Raw genomic sequence first — 14,176 nt, 5'->3', positions numbered from 1 at the left:
GCCGCTGAGCCAGGCTGAAGAAGAGGTCGTCGAACCGGGCCGCGTACTCCTCCAACGGCCCCGGCGCAGGCGGACACGGACGGCGAGCAGTCATCATCGGCTCCCAGCAGAGCAGTTGACTCCTGCTACCGGCCTACGGCCAACCTGCACCGCCGTCAACCCGCACGACCACCGGATTTAACGAACTACCGGTAACGAGTTCTGCCTCACCGCTTCCTGACCGCGGCGGGCCACTTCGCGGGGGAGTCGGCCGAGCACTTCGATGCCCACTTCGGCGCCGGCGCCCAGGGCGCCGCCCCGTCCGCACGCAAGGACGGGCGCGCCGCGTGATCGTGCACATCGATCGGGCCTGGCCCACCGAATCCTGCCCGGCGACCCCGAGATCACCGACCTCGGTAGCCTGCAGGCCGCCGTCGCCCGCCACAGCGACAAGTTCATGGACGTCTACGTCCACGCCGAGCACCACCACCGGGCCACCGGCCTCATGCACCAGTGGTGCGCGTGCCCGCTCTGGAGGCGCGCAACAAGCTGTTTGCCGCCGCCGTCCCCGCCTACCTCAGCGCCTCCGGGCTATTCGTCGCCGTCACCACCAAGACCGCCGCCGACCTCGCCGAACGCATCGACCACGACTCCCTCGACGTACGCAGCGCTGCCGCACAGATCCGCAGCTGGACACGGACATAAACCATTCGCGCGCCACAGCCTTATCCGGGTGCCGCGCCCTGTGCGGACCTCGGAAACACCGTCGGGCACTAGGCCCAATGCCGGTGACTCTGTTGGTGATGTTGTCCGGGGTGCTGACGGTGGGGCCGTCGGATGGTTCGCTGGAGGAGTGCGGGGACGGCCTCGGATCTTGGGGTGTGGGGGCAGTGTCGTTACGGCCGAGGAGTGTCCAACGGATTCCGGTGAGGACGGTGCGTACAGCGCGGGCGGCGTGCCCGAAGGGCACTCCGGCGATGCTCATCCGGGACCGGCTCGATGTCCTGTTCGAGGACGACGAGTTTGTCGGGCTGTATCCCTCAGACGGCAAGCCGGGGCTGTCCCCCGGGCGGCCGGCGCTGGTGTCGGTGCTGCAGTTCGCAGAGAACCTCTCCGACCGTGCGGCGGCGGATGCGGTCCGCACCAGGATCGACTGGAAGTATGCCCTCGGCCTTGAGCTTGAGGATCCGGGGTTCGACCACTCAGTGCTGTGCGAGTTCAGGGCCCGGTTGGCCGGACGGGACGGCGCCGCTGACTGGTTGCTGCAGCTGATGCTGGACCGCCTGGTGGAGGCCGGCCTGCTCAAGTCCGGGGGCCGGCAGCGTACCGACGCCACTCATGTGCTGGCCGCGGTTCGCACTCTCAGCCGTCTGGAACTGGTCGGGGAGACGCTGCGGGCGGCGCTGGAGGAACTGGCCGAGGCCGATCCCGCCTGGCTGACTCCACTGATCGAGCCCGAGTGGGCCAAGCGGTACGGGCGTCGGGTGGAGATCGGCAGACTACCGGGCGGGAAGACGGCCGTGACCGCCCGGGCCGAGGAGTTCGGCAGGGACGGGCAGAAGGTCCTCACCGCCGCCTGGGCCGCACACACTCCGCCCCGTCTGCGGCTTCTTCCGCAAATGGAGATCCTTCGTCAGGTCTGGGCCCATCACTACTACTGGGACGTGGACGGATTGCTGCGCTGGCGGGACGGTCACGCTCTGCCGCCCGCCTCGCTGCGGTTCGACTCTCCCGACGACACTGACGCGCACTACTGCGTCAAACGGGACACCGCCTGGAGCGGATACCGGACATATCTCACGGAAACCTGTGACGAAGAACGCCCCGAGGTGGTGGTCCATGTCGCCACCACCATCTCCACCGTCCAGGACATCGAGTTGACCGACACCATCCACGACCAACTCGCCGAGCGGCAGTTGCTGCCCGCCGAGCATGTCGTCGATTCCGGCTACATCTCCCCGGCACGGATCGAGCGGGCACAACGGGTGCACGGCATCACTCTGCTCGGCCCGGTCGTCGCCGACCACAGCAGCCAGGCCAAAGCCGGTGCCGGCTTCGGCAAGGCGGCCTTCGCCATCGACTGGGACAACGAGCGGGCGGTCTGCCCACGCGGGGCCACGAGTGTGTCCTGGACTGAGCTGAGGATGAAGGGGAACACTTATCTGCAGGCCCGGTTCGCCGAGGCCGACTGCCGGCCTTGCCCTGACCGCACGAAGTGCACGTCCTCCGCGAGCCGGCCCCGGTCGATAGCAGTGCTGCCCCGGCCGCTACACCAGATCCAGACGCGAAACCGGCTGGCCCAGCAGACCGAACAATGGCAGCGCAGTTACGCGATCCGCGCCGGCATCGAGGCCACCCTCTCGCAGACCGTCCGGGCCCACGGGCTGCGACGTTCCCGCTACCGCGGCCTGGCCCGCACCCACGTCCAGCACGTCCTCACCGCCATGGCCTGCAACGTCGCCCGCATCGCCGACTGGATCGACACCGCGCCCAGACCACGACGTCGGGCCACGCACTTCCGCACTCTGTGCTCAGACACCGCATGACCCAGCCAACATCACCAACAGAGTCACCGACTTCACTCGTTCGATGGCAGTCCCGGCCCGCCGTGTTCTCGGACCGATCACCCTTCCGTGACCGCCGGTTCGAGCAGGGTCAGCGTCCGGTTGTCCGCGTCCACGTGGGCGCGGACCCCGATGGGCAGCGGCAGGTTCGGCGAGGTGTGGCCGAAGTCGACCTGGGCGAGGACCGGGATGTTCCGCTGCCCCAGGACATCGAGCACCACGTCCCGCAGCTCCGCGCGGTCTCCGCCGCTCTCGTGCGGAGTGACCTCGGTCGGCAGCCCGATCACCATGCCCGCGATCCGGTCCAGCACGCCGGACAGCCGCAGGGCATGCAGGTCGTTCCAGATCCGTGAGACCGGCCGCTGAAGCTCCTCCCAGAACAGCACGGCGCCCTCGAATCGTTCGGGGGCGCAGGCGAACGGTGTCGCCTGCAACAGAATCAGGCGGTTCAGCAGACCGCCGAAGAGCGGTCCCTGCGCGCTGCCCGGTCGCCAGGTCTCCCACACCTCCCTCGCCGGCAGCTCGCCCGGCGCCTCGGCCTTGGTGAGCACACGGGTGTAGAGGTCGACGAGTTCGGCGCGGCGGGCCTCGTCGCCCAGCGTGTACCAGTCGCCGCCGAAACCGTGGGTGGCGATGTCGGCGTGGAGACCGACGAGGCCGGTTTTGACGTGCAACGCCATGTGCAGCAACGAGATGTCGCTGTATCCGATGATCGGTTTCGGGTCGGCCCGGATCGCGTCCAGATCGATCAGGTCGAGGTAGCCGATGGTCGCCTGTCCGCCGGTGTGCGCGACGACGGCCCGCACCTCCGGGTCCCGCAGGAGAGCGTTGAGCTCGTCGGCCTGCTCCGCCGGTGTGCCCGATGCCCACCAGCGGTTCCGTGCCGGATCGACCATCGGGCTGACCCGTACCCGGAACCCCATCCGTTCGAGGATCACCACCCCGCGGGCGAGCAGCGGTTCCTCGCCCGCCTCGAGTGGGCCCGAGGGCGCCGTGACGACCACCAGGTCGCCGGGGCGCAGCGCGCGGGGTCGAAGAATCGCAGGCATGACACTTCCTCCTCGTAGATCGACAATGACGCAACACGGCCCGCGGTCCTGATGTTCCGTGCTGCGGACGTGGTCGGCATCCCTCGGCGCCGCGGGGGAGCGGGCCTGCTTACCCTTGCCCGGATCACAGTTCGTCCGACGGGACGCAGCGAGTGGGGCGGTGCTGTCCGCCAGGTGTGAGAGGCATGTGCATGGGAGCGCCGCGCGGCAGTATCGCCGACCGGATCGACGTGGCGAGGGATCGCGTGTTCGTCGGCAGGCAAGCCGAGTTGCGTCTGCTGCGTGACGCCCTCGCGGGAGGGCCCGACGCTCCGTCCGTCCTGTACGTGCACGGGCCCGGAGGCATCGGCACGTCGGCGCTCATGCGGCATTACGCTAAGGAGGCCGTCGCCGTCGGACGGACGGTCGTCCACGCCGACGGGCGGATGGTGCCGGCCGCCCCCCGGTCGTTCGAGGAGGCCGCCGAGGCAGCCGCGCGCACCCCGCGGGCGTTGATGCTCATCGACACCTTCGAGTACTGCCAGAGCCTGGGGAGCTGGCTGCGCGACGAGTTCCTGCCGGGGCTGCCCGCCGACGTCCTGGTCGTCGTGGCGGGCCGGCACGCGCCGGACGCGAGCTGGTCGGCGGACCCGGGATGGGCGGACGTGCTCAGGGTGATCGCCCTCGGCGACCTGAGCGCGGACGAGGCGGAGACCTTCCTCGACAGGCGCGGGATCGATCCCGCGCGGCGCGGTCCGCTGCTCGCGTTCGCCTCCGGCCATCCGCTCGCCCTGGTGCTGGCCGCCCGCGCGTCCGCCGGGCACGACCTGCCCGCGTCCCAGACGTGGGAACCCGCTCCCGAGGTCGTCGCGCCGCTGCTGCGCGGCATCCTGGGGGAGCTGCCCGGCCCCCGGCACCGGCTCGCTCTCGAAGTCTGCGCGCAGGCGCACGTGACCACCGAAGCGCTCCTGCGGGCCGTGGTCGGTGACGAGGCGCGGAACTCTTCGCGTGGATGCGCGACCAACCCTTCGTCGACCGTTGCTCCGAGGGCGTCTTCCCGCACGACGTCGTCCGGGAGGCGCTCGCGACCGACCTGCGATGGCGCGACCCCGAGCGGTTCGACCAGCTCTACCGGCGCCTCCACCGCATCTGTTGGAACGGATCGGCTCCGCCTCGCCCGGCAGGCTGCTCCAGGACGTGGGCTCCCTGCAGTTCCTCTACCGGGGCGCGGGCCATATGGCCCAGAGCCATGCGTGGTACACGCCGGGACTGGTCGAGGACCATCCGTACGATTCCTCGGACGAGGCCGATGTCCTCGCGTTCGCCGAACACGCCGAAGGCCCCGACGCACTCGGTCCGGTCCGGTACTGGCTCAGGAACCGGCCGCAGGACTTCCACGTGCAGCGCCTGCGCGGTGCGCCGGCCGCCGCGGCGTTCTCGGCCTGGCTGCGTCCGGACCCCTTCCAGGGACGCGAGGACGATCCGGTCGCCGCGGCGGCGTGGGAGCACGTGAGCGCGCACGGCCCCCCCCTCGCACCCGGCCGGCACATGGTCCTCGACCGCTTCCACGTGTACCCGCGCCACTACCAGCGGCCCTCGCCGGTGATGGACCTGATGCTCTGGCGCATGCTGGGTGAACTTCTCAGGGACTCCGGCCTGGCCTGGTCGTTCATCGTGCTGCGCGACGACGGGTTCTGGAACGCCCACATGACCTTCTGCGACATGGCGCCCCTGGACCGGCCCGTCACGGTCGGCGGACACCCCTACCGGATCTTCGCGCACGACTGGCGCGGGGTGGCGCCCAGGGACTGGCTGGCCGAGAAGCAGCGGACGCTCCTGACCGGCACGGACGGCGACTTCGGACCCGCCGCCACGGACGGGTCCCCGGCCCCCGCACCCTCCCCGACGGTGATGACCCGCCCGGAGTTCGCCGCCGCGGTCCGCTCGGCCCTGCGCGACCTGCGACGACCGCGGGCGCTGGAAGCGAACCCGCTCAGCCGCAGCCGACTCGTCACCGACCACGGCATGACACTGCGGGAGGTGCTGTCCAACGCCGTCGCCGGTCTCGTCACCGGGCGCGGCGGTGACAAGGCGCACCAGGTCGCCACCCTCGCCTTTCTGGAGGGAGCACCGACCCAGGAGGCGGCGGCGCGGCGGTTGAACATGCCGTACAGCACCTATCGCCGGCACCTGACGACCGCGACCTCGCGCATCGAGGAGAGGTTGTGGCGGCACGAGCGGACGGGGCTGCCGCTGAGCGCTCCCTGATCGCGTGGCCGACCGATGCCGACCGATGCCGACCGATGAGTAGGGGCATCCTGCCCCTCCGTGGACGGGTCAGCTGTCCTGACGTTCGGTCAGCAGAGTCAGAACGTCCTCGGTCGAATTCATGGCGGCGATGAGTCCTGCCGCCACCTCGGCCGCGATCCGGTAGGACGGCTGATTGAGTACCCGCGCCACGGCCGCAGGAGTGGGCCGCCGCCAGGGCCTGGTCGGCGCCGAGGTCGAAGCAGGTCCCACCGAAGAACTCGCCCGCCGTCGCCGGGGCCATGTCGGCGGTGGCGTCCTTCCCGGTCCGCTGCTGGAACTCGGCCAGTGTCACGTCGAGCGGTGCACCCGCCGCGATGCCGGGAGCGGGCGCCACCACGGGTGCGAGGGACGGATGCGTGAGAAAGGCGGTGATGTGACCGGCCCGGCGGGCGGCGGCCCTCTCCGGGGGAAGCAGCGGCAACAGGTGGCCGTAGGCCGGAGTACCCGAGAACAGAATGCGCATGGAACACCTTCGACGGAGCGGTTGTCGGGCCGACGAGAAACATGCCACGGCGAACGGCGTGGCAGTGCCCGCGAGTGCCCGGCCGGCCGGACCGCCTGACCGCTACCGGACCTCGTCGTTCCATTGTGCGGAGCGCGCCCGCTCGGCCAGCCGCTTCGAGCTGCTCAAAGATGCTCACTTCCGCCAACACCCGGCTCGCTGTCAGGACTTACGCGGCGGCGGGCGAAGCCGACCCGGAACTCGACGCCGACCGTACGGCCGCGGCCGTGATCGGTGCCATCCAGGGCGGCGTGACCGTCCTGCTCTCCACCGGCTCCACGGAACATCTGGAGGCGGGTCTGGACTTGTGCCTAGACCGCCTGCTGCGGTGAACGCGCGAACAGCGGCGCCGACTTCCCGCACGCAGCGCAGCGGCGGCAGAGCCCGGGGGGTCTACTGTTCCGCTTCGGCGAAGCGGTCCCTATAGACGGTGAGGTCGCCGTGTGCCGACAGAGCGGCGGCCAGGTCACCGGGCTGGTGCCGCAGGGTGGTGTCCAGGAAGGCGAGCGTGGTCGCGGCGACTATGCGAGGGCTTTCGGCGCGGCCCAGGGAGCCGACTATCGAGGGAAGCGGCGGCAGGTACAGGGGGCCGTCCATGAAGGTGAGGTGTGCGGCGCCGGGGACGGTGAGCCGGTAGCTCGTCGCGGTGTTGCGCTCAAGGGCCTTGGTGAGGCGGGGTATGTAGTCCGGATCGGTTTCCGGGGTGACGGCCTGGGTGAGCGCGAGTACCGGCTGATGGAGGGAGGGGGAGGAGGGGCCGTGGGGATAGCCGTCCAGATCGATGACGGCGTCGAACCGGTGGTCTTGCCGGGCTGCTTGCAGGGCAGCAGCACCACCCATGGAGTGGCCCGTCACCGCGGTACGGCCGGTGTCCAGGCGTCCGGTCAGCGGGCCGGTGATCTCACCGCGGCCCAGACGGTCCAGCTGGGTGAGGACGAAGCTGAGGTCGGCGGCCCGGACAGCCGTCCAGCCGACCGCCCGCTCGTCGTCCTTGTCCCGGTCGCCGGTGGAGACGGTCTTCGTGCGAAGCGTTCGGCCGTCGGTGAGGACGACGGCGGCGGAGTCGTACGGGTGGTCGAGGGCGGCGACCACGTAGCCGTGGCTGGCCAGTTCCTCCGCCCAGGCGGTGTTCTGGGTGCGCACGCCACCTGACCCGGGGGAGAACAGCACGACGGGATATCTGCCGCCTCCACCGGCCACCGGGGCGTCGAAGACCGCATGCGTGTGGGCGCGCGGGACGCCGTCGACCAGGAAGCCGGGCAATCCGACCTGGCGGGCGAGGCCATCGGAGACGGTGCGTGCCTCGTGCTCCGTGCGTCCGAGGTACTGGGCCCGTTTCGCGCTCGCGGGGCTCTTCCGCGCGGGGTACCAGAGTTGAACCACGACCGTGCGCCGGTCGTGCGGGTCGGTGGTGAAGGTCTCGGGGCGGTGCGGATCGGTCCACTGCATCACGCGAGTGCCGACCGCGAAGTCGCCCGAGGGTTCGGGGAACGCGGGTACAGGAAAGGCCCAGGCGGCCACCGGGCCCATGGCGATCAGGCCGACGCAGGCCACGGAGCCCGGCAACGCCAGCCACCAACGGGCCCGCCGTACCGTCCTGCCGGCACGGCGTCGCAGCAGGGGGGAGAGGGCGAACAGCAACGCGGCGGCGGATGCCGCCAGTACCGGCGACATCTGCCAGCGGACCCCCACCACACCCAGCACGGTCACGGACAGCACGAGCACCGTTGCTGTCGCGATCGTGACGCGCGGGCGGACCGAGGGGGGAAGCCAGCGCGCCGCCACCAGCGCAACGGCACCGGCCAGGACTGCAAGTTCCGGGGGAGACATGTACAGCCCCGCGATGATCTCGTTCACCCGGCAATCCTCGGGGCGCGGCACGCGATGCCGCATCGTTCCGGGGTCGCCTTCGCATGCGACCGGAGTCGTAACAAAACACGCCGGGTCAACGGCTGCCCTGCGACCCGGGAGGTAGGGGGAATTCTCCTGCGGTCGTACCTCGGCGCGCGACCACCATCACCGTCATCACGGACGACTGGACCTTCTGGAAGACGACCAGGGCCTCACTGTCAGGTCTCCCGGTCGCGCAGCCATTCCTCGAACTCGGCGGCGACGATGCGCTCGTCATGCACGCCGGCCGCGTCGTCGGAGGCCAGCCAGACGATGGGCGGTCCCATCACCGCGGGACTCAGGAACGCGTGGCCTTCGGAGGCGACGTCCCGAGGCAGCATCCCGGTGACCGTCGCGCCTCCGGGCAGCAGCAGATTGACGGTGACGCCCGTGCCCCGCAGGTCGGCCGCCATGATGCGGGACAGCGCCTCGCTGCCGGCACGCGACGGCCCGTAGGGAACGAAGCCCGCGCGTCGCATGGTCGAGTGGTTCATCGAGATGTTGACGATGCGGCCACCGCCGGATGCCAGCATCCGTGGCGTGATCTCGCGGGCGACCAGGAAGTAGCCGGTCAGGTTGGTGTCGATCACCGCGCGGAAGGCGTCGGACGGCACCTCCCAGAAGCCCTGCGGCTGTGTCATGAAACGCGGGTTGACTGTGCGCATGCCGATGCCGGCATTGTTCACCAGCATGTCGATGCCCCCGAGCCGCGACCACGCCCGGTCGACGGCCCTGGCCACCGATGACTCGTCGCGCACGTCCATCTCGATGCCGGTCGCCCCCGGCAGCTCCGCGGCGACGGACTCCGCACGCTCGCCGGACCGCCCGGTCAGCACGACGGAGGCTCCCGTCGCGGCCAGGGCCGAGGCCATGGCGAGCCCGAGCCCGCTCGTCCCGCCGGTCACCAGCACCTTCATCGGGTCACCTCTGTCCTGAGAACCGGCCTGCCCGGATCAACGGTGGCCCGGCCCTGCCGCGCGCAATCGACCTGACTCGATTCCGGTCCGAGATCGTGGTCCAGTTGAGTGAGGCCGGCAGTTTGGCCGGCGTCTCGACCAGGAGGAAGCCATGGCGGATACGCGGACGGTCAGCCTTCCCTGCGGGGATGCGGTCACAGCGCTAGGTCAGGGCACCTGGGGGATGGGCGAGGACCCCGGGCGCCGCGCGGCCGAGGTGTCGGCCCTGCGCGCCGGGCTGGATTTGGGGATGACCCTCATCGACACCGCGGAGATGTACGGGGACGGCGCGGCGGAGGAAGTGGTGGCCGAGGCGGTGGCCGGACGGCGGGACGAGGTCTTTCTGGTCAGTAAGGTGCTTCCCGCCCACGCGGACGCCGGCGGAGTGGCCGAGGCATGCCGGGGGAGCCTGCGTCGTCTGCGCACGGACCGGATCGATCTGTACTTGCTGCATTGGCGTGGAGCCGTGCCGCTGGAGGAGACGGTCGAGGCGTTCGAGTCCCTGGTGCGGGAGGGGGCCATCCGCTCCTGGGGAGTGAGCAACCTGGACGTGGACGATCTCGCGGACCTGCCGGCCGGAGCCAGACCGCAGACCGATCAGGTGCTGTACAACCTCAGCCGTCGGGGTCCTGAGTACAGCCTGCTGCCCAGGTGCCGTGAACTGTCGATCCCCGTCATGGCGTACTCGCCGGTCGAGCAGGGCCGTCTGCTCGGCCATCCGGCGCTGCGGGACGTGGCAGCCGCCCATGGTGCGACCTCCGCGCAGATCGCCTTGGCCTGGGTCCTGCGGCACGAGGACGTCATCGCGATCCCGAAGGCGTCCGTCCGCGCGCACGTCGAGGAGAACAGAGCGGCTCTGGACGTGGAGCTGACCGCCGAGGACCTCGCGACCCTGGACCGGGCCTTCCCGCCGCCGGAGAGCAAACGGCCGCTGGAGATGCTGTGACGGCCGCCGGAGATGCTGTGCCACCCCTGTGGCGAGCCCGACATGCACACATGCGCCGGCAGTCCTAGGTTGGGAAAGCTGGGGTCGCAAAACCGCCGAAATGACCTCCGGTACGACCTCCGGTACGACCTCCGGTACTCCCACCACCGTGCCCCCGTGGATCAGCAGAGGACATCGTCATGGCAAGCAGCAACCGCGCCGTCACCTTCCATGACACGAAGGACATGCGCGTCGAGTCTCTGGACTTCCCGAAGCTTCAGATGCCGAACGGGAAGAAGGCCCCGCACGGAGCCATCCTCAGGATGGTCGCCACCAACATCTGCGGCAGTGACCTGCACATCTACCGCGGGTCCTTCCCGGTGCCCCAGGGCATGGTGATGGGGCACGAGATGACCGGGGAGGTCATCGAGGTCGGCCCCGACGTCGAGTTCCTCAGCGAGGGCGACCTCGTCTCCGTCCCGTTCAACGTCGCCTGCGGCCGCTGCCGCAACTGCAGGGCTCGCCGGACCGACGTCTGCGAGACCACGAACCCCGAGGTCGACTGCGGAGCGTACGGCTTCAACCTGGGCGACTGGGTCGGCGGCCAGGCGGAGTACCTGTTCGTCCCGTACGCCGACTTCCAGCTCCTGCGCTTCCCGGACAAGGACCAGGCCATGGCGAAGATCCGTGACCTGGCGGTGCTCTCGGACATCCTGCCCACCGCGTTCCACGGCCTCATGGAGGCCCGTGCCAAGCCGGGCTCGACCGTGTACATCGCCGGTGCCGGTCCGGTCGGCCGCTGCGCTGCGGCAGCCGCGCGCCTCCTCGGGGCGTCCTGCATCATCGTCGGCGACCACGACAAGGACCGCCTGGAGCTGGTGAAGAAGAACGGCTGCGAGACGATCGACCTGAGCCATGACGCGGCGCTCACCGACCAGATCGAGGCCATCCTGGGCGAGCCCATGGTCGACTGCGCGGTCGACTACGTGGGCGCCGAGGCACACGGCATCGGCCGCGAGGCCGACAACATGGACCCGGCCCACGCCATCAACCAGGTGATGGACGCCACCCGGGCGGGCGGGGCCACCGGAGTCATCGGTGTCTACGGCCCCGACCCGCTCGCGAAGTCGAAGGCGGAGCAGGAGGGAACGTATCCGATCGACTTCGGCAAGACCTGGATCAAGTCGCCGCGGATCGCCGCCGGGCAGGCACCGATCATGCACTACAACCGCGAGCTGATGATGGCGATCCTCTGGGACCGCATGCCCTACTTGAGCGCGATGCTCAACACGAAGGTGATCAGTCTCGACGAGGCCCCCGACGCCTACGCGACCTTCGACCAGGGAGCGCCCGTGAAATTCATCATCGACCCTCACGGTCTCATCCCTGCGTAGGGCTCGGGGCGATCTCGATGTCTACGAGGCAGGTGTCGTCGTCGGTGTCGGATTTGCTGTGGGTCAGCAGGACGTTCAGTCGCTGGTCGAGCGTGCCGACCGGGCCTTGTGCCTTGACCAGCAGGTGCGCCAGGGAGTCCTGGACGGCGGTGTCCCGTCGCTCGACCAGGCCGTCGGTGTACATCAGCAGCGTGTCGCCCGCCTCCAGGCGCATGTCGCTTTCCGTGTAGGCGGCATCGGCGATCGCGCCCAGGAGAAGCCCGCTGGTCATGGGCAGGATGGTGGCGTTGTCCGCGCGGATCAGGATGGGCGGGAGGTGGCCGGCCCGGGCCCAGCGCAGTATGCGCGTGGCGGGGTCGTACACACCGCAGACCGCCGTGGCGGTGACGTGGTCGGTCAGATGATGGGCGACGTTGTTGAGCCAGGCGAGGAGCTGCGCGGGCCCGGCCCCGGTCATGGCGAGTCCGCGCAGCGCGTTGCGCAGGACGACCATGCCGGTGGCGGCCTTGATGCCATGGCCTGCCACGTCCCCCACGCACAGCAGTACGTGGCCTGAGGGCAGGACGGCGGCGTCGTACCAGTCGCCGCCCACGAGGGACTCCGTTTCGGCCGGGCGATAGCGGACGGCGACCTGCATGCCGGGGGCCGGGGCCGGGCTGTGCGCGGGCGGCATGATCGCGTGCTGCAACTGCAGGGTGAGGCGGTTGCGTCCGGCGATCTCCTGCTCGGTCTGTACGAGTTGGACCCGGGTGGCGGTCAGGGCCACTTCGGTCCAGTGCTGGGCCGAGCTGTCCTGGTAGGCGCCGCGCACCAGGAGCAGTTGGTCGTTGGAGTCGAGGACGGGCTCGGCGGCGATGCGGATGTGGCGGGTGACGCCGTCCTGACGCCGCAGGCGGAAGGCGAGCGTGGCGGTGCGCCGGTAGTGCAGGAGGGTGCGCAGGAAGCGTCCGATGGCGGCGGCGTCGTCCGGGTGGGCGTGCGCCGCCAGGTCGTGGACGGTGACGGGGCCGTCGGCCGGCTCCCTGCCGTGGGGGTGAAGAGCGCACCGTTCCAGGTGATCTCGCCGGTGGCGAGGGTCTCCTCGAATCCGCCGGCCCGGCCCAGTCGCTGGGCGTGTTGCAGGAGGGTGGCCAGGCGGGCGGTCTCGTCCTCGACGCGCCAGATCATGAGCAGGGCGCTGCCGTGCCGGCTGATGCTGATGTCGGCGACGGTCGCGAGGGGCACCTGGTCGACGAGCGTGGTCAGGGGCATGTGCTGGGTGCGGAAGGACTCACCGGTGGCGTAGACGCGTTCCAAGTGGTCGTACAGGCCGCTGTCGGCGACGGCCATCGGATAGGTCTTCAGCAGCAGTGTGCCGTGCAGGGCGCTGCGGGGCCGGCCGGCCGGATCCTTGAAGCGGGTGTTGGCGTGCAGGATGCGGAAGTCGGTGAGGCGGCCCTCAGGATCGGTGTGGGGAGTCAGCACCAGGGCGGCGTCGTACAGGCCTTCGCTGAGTTCCACCAGTTCCGCGGCGGCCGGATCCTGAGTGGCCGGGCTGTGGTGGTGGCCCGCGGGAGTGGGAGGGTTCTCCAGGGTGTGCGCGCACAGTTCGGCCAGGGCTTCGAGCTGACGTTCGACCATTGTGACGGGGCTGTGTACGGTCCGGGCCAGCAGCTCTCGAGCACGCCGTGGATGCGTCCGCCGGTCCCGGCGCAGACGGCGACGCGTCCGCCGGCGGGTCCGTGCAGGTGTCCGATGGAGGGTGGGCCGGAGTCCATCGTGGCGAGGTGCACGATGTCGCGTTCGGTCAGGGCCTGGCGGGCGAGGGTGGTCACGACCGGTGGCACGTAGCGCCAGCGAGCTGCTTCTTCGCTGCTGAAGCCGGCCTGTCCGCTGAGCGTCAGGGAGCCGTCGTGCCCGGCGCTCCACACGGCGACAGCGGTCACGCCGAGCGGGACCAGGGCACGACTGAGCAGGGACTCGGCCACGGCCTGGGTGTCTCCACCATCGTGTTGATGACACCCGCGAGCGCCGCCACCTCGCCCTTGGCCTCGACGGTGATCTTCTGCGACAGGTCGCCACGGGCCACCGCCGTGGCGACCTGCGCGATGTCGCGGACCTGGGTCGTCAGATTTCCCGCCATGGCGTTGACCGAGTCGGTCAGGTCGGCCCAGGTGCCGGAGACGCCCGGGACCACCGCCTGCCCGCCCAGCGTCCCCTCGGTGCCCACCTCCCGCGCCGCCCGCGTGACTTCGGACGTGAACAGGGCGGCTGGTCGACCATGCCGTTGAACACCGTGGCGATCTCGCCCATGAGGCCGTCCGCCGCGTCCGGCAGCCTTGTGCCGAAGTCACCGTCACGCACGGCGGTCGACCCGGCCAGCAACTGGCGCAGTTCCGGCTCACCCACCTTGGCGGCCCGTGGGGAACGGGCCTGGGGCACCGGGCCAGCCACCTCAACCGGTGTTTCCGGCATGACACAACCTCGTTCCATGTACGCACAGCAGCGGCGGATGCGAACGGAGCGTGCGAAGCCCTCGGGCGACCAACGCAACCGGTGCGCAATTGTTTCCATGCGGAAAGCATCACCACGACACCCGGACCGCGCGGACCGCCGGGCGGTACGGGTATCGCGTTCTCAGCTGCGCGG

10 protein-coding genes and 2 pseudogenes are annotated in these 14,176 nt (G+C 70.2%); 6 read left to right on the top strand and 6 right to left on the bottom strand.

Annotated features, from left to right (window positions below; genetic code table 11):
* Positions 1–501 precede the first annotated feature (501 nt).
* Positions 502–684 (top strand): hypothetical protein, encoded by a 183-nt coding sequence (locus tag ACH4RC_RS36530; RefSeq protein WP_398208503.1) that lies wholly within the window; start codon positions 502–504, stop codon positions 682–684.
* A 77-nt stretch (positions 685–761) separates the two neighbouring features.
* Positions 762–2,525 (top strand): IS1182 family transposase, encoded by a 1,764-nt coding sequence (locus ACH4RC_RS36525; protein ID WP_398208502.1) that lies wholly within the window; start codon positions 762–764, stop codon positions 2,523–2,525.
* A gap of 77 nt (positions 2,526–2,602) precedes the next feature.
* Here ACH4RC_RS36525 and ACH4RC_RS36520 read toward each other — a convergent pair whose 3' ends face one another.
* Entirely contained in the window at positions 2,603–3,592 is a 990-nt protein-coding gene (locus tag ACH4RC_RS36520; protein WP_398208500.1) for an LD-carboxypeptidase, read from the bottom strand.
* 1,131 nt (positions 3,593–4,723) lie between these two features.
* On the opposite strand from ACH4RC_RS36520, the gene ACH4RC_RS36515 reads away from it, so the two are divergent.
* The gene (locus ACH4RC_RS36515) at positions 4,724–5,839 is read left to right on the top strand and encodes a hypothetical protein (RefSeq protein ID WP_398208498.1); all 1,116 of its coding nucleotides are present in this window, start codon (positions 4,724–4,726) and stop codon (positions 5,837–5,839) included.
* 69 nt (positions 5,840–5,908) lie between these two features.
* Here the strand turns inward: ACH4RC_RS36515 and ACH4RC_RS36510 are convergent, their stop codons facing one another.
* On the bottom strand, positions 5,909–6,031 hold the full coding sequence (locus ACH4RC_RS36510; RefSeq protein WP_398208496.1) for a hypothetical protein: 123 nt from the start codon (positions 6,029–6,031) through the stop codon (positions 5,909–5,911).
* A 483-nt stretch (positions 6,032–6,514) separates the two neighbouring features.
* Between ACH4RC_RS36510 and ACH4RC_RS36505 the strand changes: the two genes are divergently transcribed.
* Positions 6,515–6,715, top strand: coding sequence for a hypothetical protein (locus ACH4RC_RS36505; RefSeq protein ID WP_398208495.1), 201 nt, complete (start codon positions 6,515–6,517; stop codon positions 6,713–6,715).
* 61 nt (positions 6,716–6,776) lie between these two features.
* Here the strand turns inward: ACH4RC_RS36505 and ACH4RC_RS36500 are convergent, their stop codons facing one another.
* Positions 6,777–8,276, bottom strand: coding sequence for an alpha/beta hydrolase family protein (locus ACH4RC_RS36500; RefSeq protein WP_398208494.1), 1,500 nt, complete (start codon positions 8,274–8,276; stop codon positions 6,777–6,779).
* A 176-nt stretch (positions 8,277–8,452) separates the two neighbouring features.
* Positions 8,453–9,190: an SDR family NAD(P)-dependent oxidoreductase gene (locus tag ACH4RC_RS36495; RefSeq protein ID WP_398208493.1), complete on the bottom strand. Its 738-nt coding sequence runs from the start codon at positions 9,188–9,190 to the stop codon at positions 8,453–8,455.
* A 151-nt stretch (positions 9,191–9,341) separates the two neighbouring features.
* Here ACH4RC_RS36495 and ACH4RC_RS36490 point away from each other — a divergent pair, with 151 nt between their 5' ends.
* The gene (locus tag ACH4RC_RS36490; RefSeq protein ID WP_398208491.1) at positions 9,342–10,175 is read left to right on the top strand and encodes an aldo/keto reductase; all 834 of its coding nucleotides are present in this window, start codon (positions 9,342–9,344) and stop codon (positions 10,173–10,175) included.
* A gap of 179 nt (positions 10,176–10,354) precedes the next feature.
* The gene (locus ACH4RC_RS36485; RefSeq protein WP_398208490.1) at positions 10,355–11,548 is read left to right on the top strand and encodes an alcohol dehydrogenase catalytic domain-containing protein; all 1,194 of its coding nucleotides are present in this window, start codon (positions 10,355–10,357) and stop codon (positions 11,546–11,548) included.
* On the opposite strand, the pseudogene ACH4RC_RS36480 reads toward ACH4RC_RS36485, so the two are convergent.
* Together ACH4RC_RS36480 and ACH4RC_RS36475 are read right to left on the bottom strand one after the other, a co-directional pair.
* Positions 11,535–13,527, bottom strand: a pseudogene (locus ACH4RC_RS36480) (PP2C family protein-serine/threonine phosphatase); the annotation flags it as partial. The gene ACH4RC_RS36485 and the pseudogene ACH4RC_RS36480 sit on opposite strands and share 14 nt — an antisense overlap.
* A pseudogene (locus ACH4RC_RS36475) lies at positions 13,527–14,002 on the bottom strand (HAMP domain-containing protein); the annotation flags it as partial. The pseudogenes ACH4RC_RS36480 and ACH4RC_RS36475, both read right to left, overlap by 1 nt.
* Between the last annotated feature and the right edge of the window lie 174 nt (positions 14,003–14,176).

The sequence above is a fragment of the Streptomyces sp. NPDC016845 genome, assembly GCF_044332585.1.
GTDB lineage: Bacteria > Actinomycetota > Actinomycetes > Streptomycetales > Streptomycetaceae > Streptomyces.
Note: the sequence above shows the minus strand (reverse complement) of the source record. Positions and strands in the feature narration are given on the sequence as shown.

Coding starts and splice junctions, on each gene's coding strand:
- ACH4RC_RS36525 (WP_398208502.1), top strand. CDS start 762: ATGCCGGTGACTCTGTTGGTGATGTTGTCCGGGGTGCTGACGGTGGGG.
- ACH4RC_RS36520 (WP_398208500.1), bottom strand. CDS start 3,592: ATGCCTGCGATTCTTCGACCCCGCGCGCTGCGCCCCGGCGACCTGGTG.
- ACH4RC_RS36505 (WP_398208495.1), top strand. CDS start 6,515: ATGCTCACTTCCGCCAACACCCGGCTCGCTGTCAGGACTTACGCGGCG.
- ACH4RC_RS36500 (WP_398208494.1), bottom strand. CDS start 8,276: ATGCGGCATCGCGTGCCGCGCCCCGAGGATTGCCGGGTGAACGAGATC.
- ACH4RC_RS36495 (WP_398208493.1), bottom strand. CDS start 9,190: ATGAAGGTGCTGGTGACCGGCGGGACGAGCGGGCTCGGGCTCGCCATG.
- ACH4RC_RS36490 (WP_398208491.1), top strand. CDS start 9,342: ATGGCGGATACGCGGACGGTCAGCCTTCCCTGCGGGGATGCGGTCACA.
- ACH4RC_RS36485 (WP_398208490.1), top strand. CDS start 10,355: ATGGCAAGCAGCAACCGCGCCGTCACCTTCCATGACACGAAGGACATG.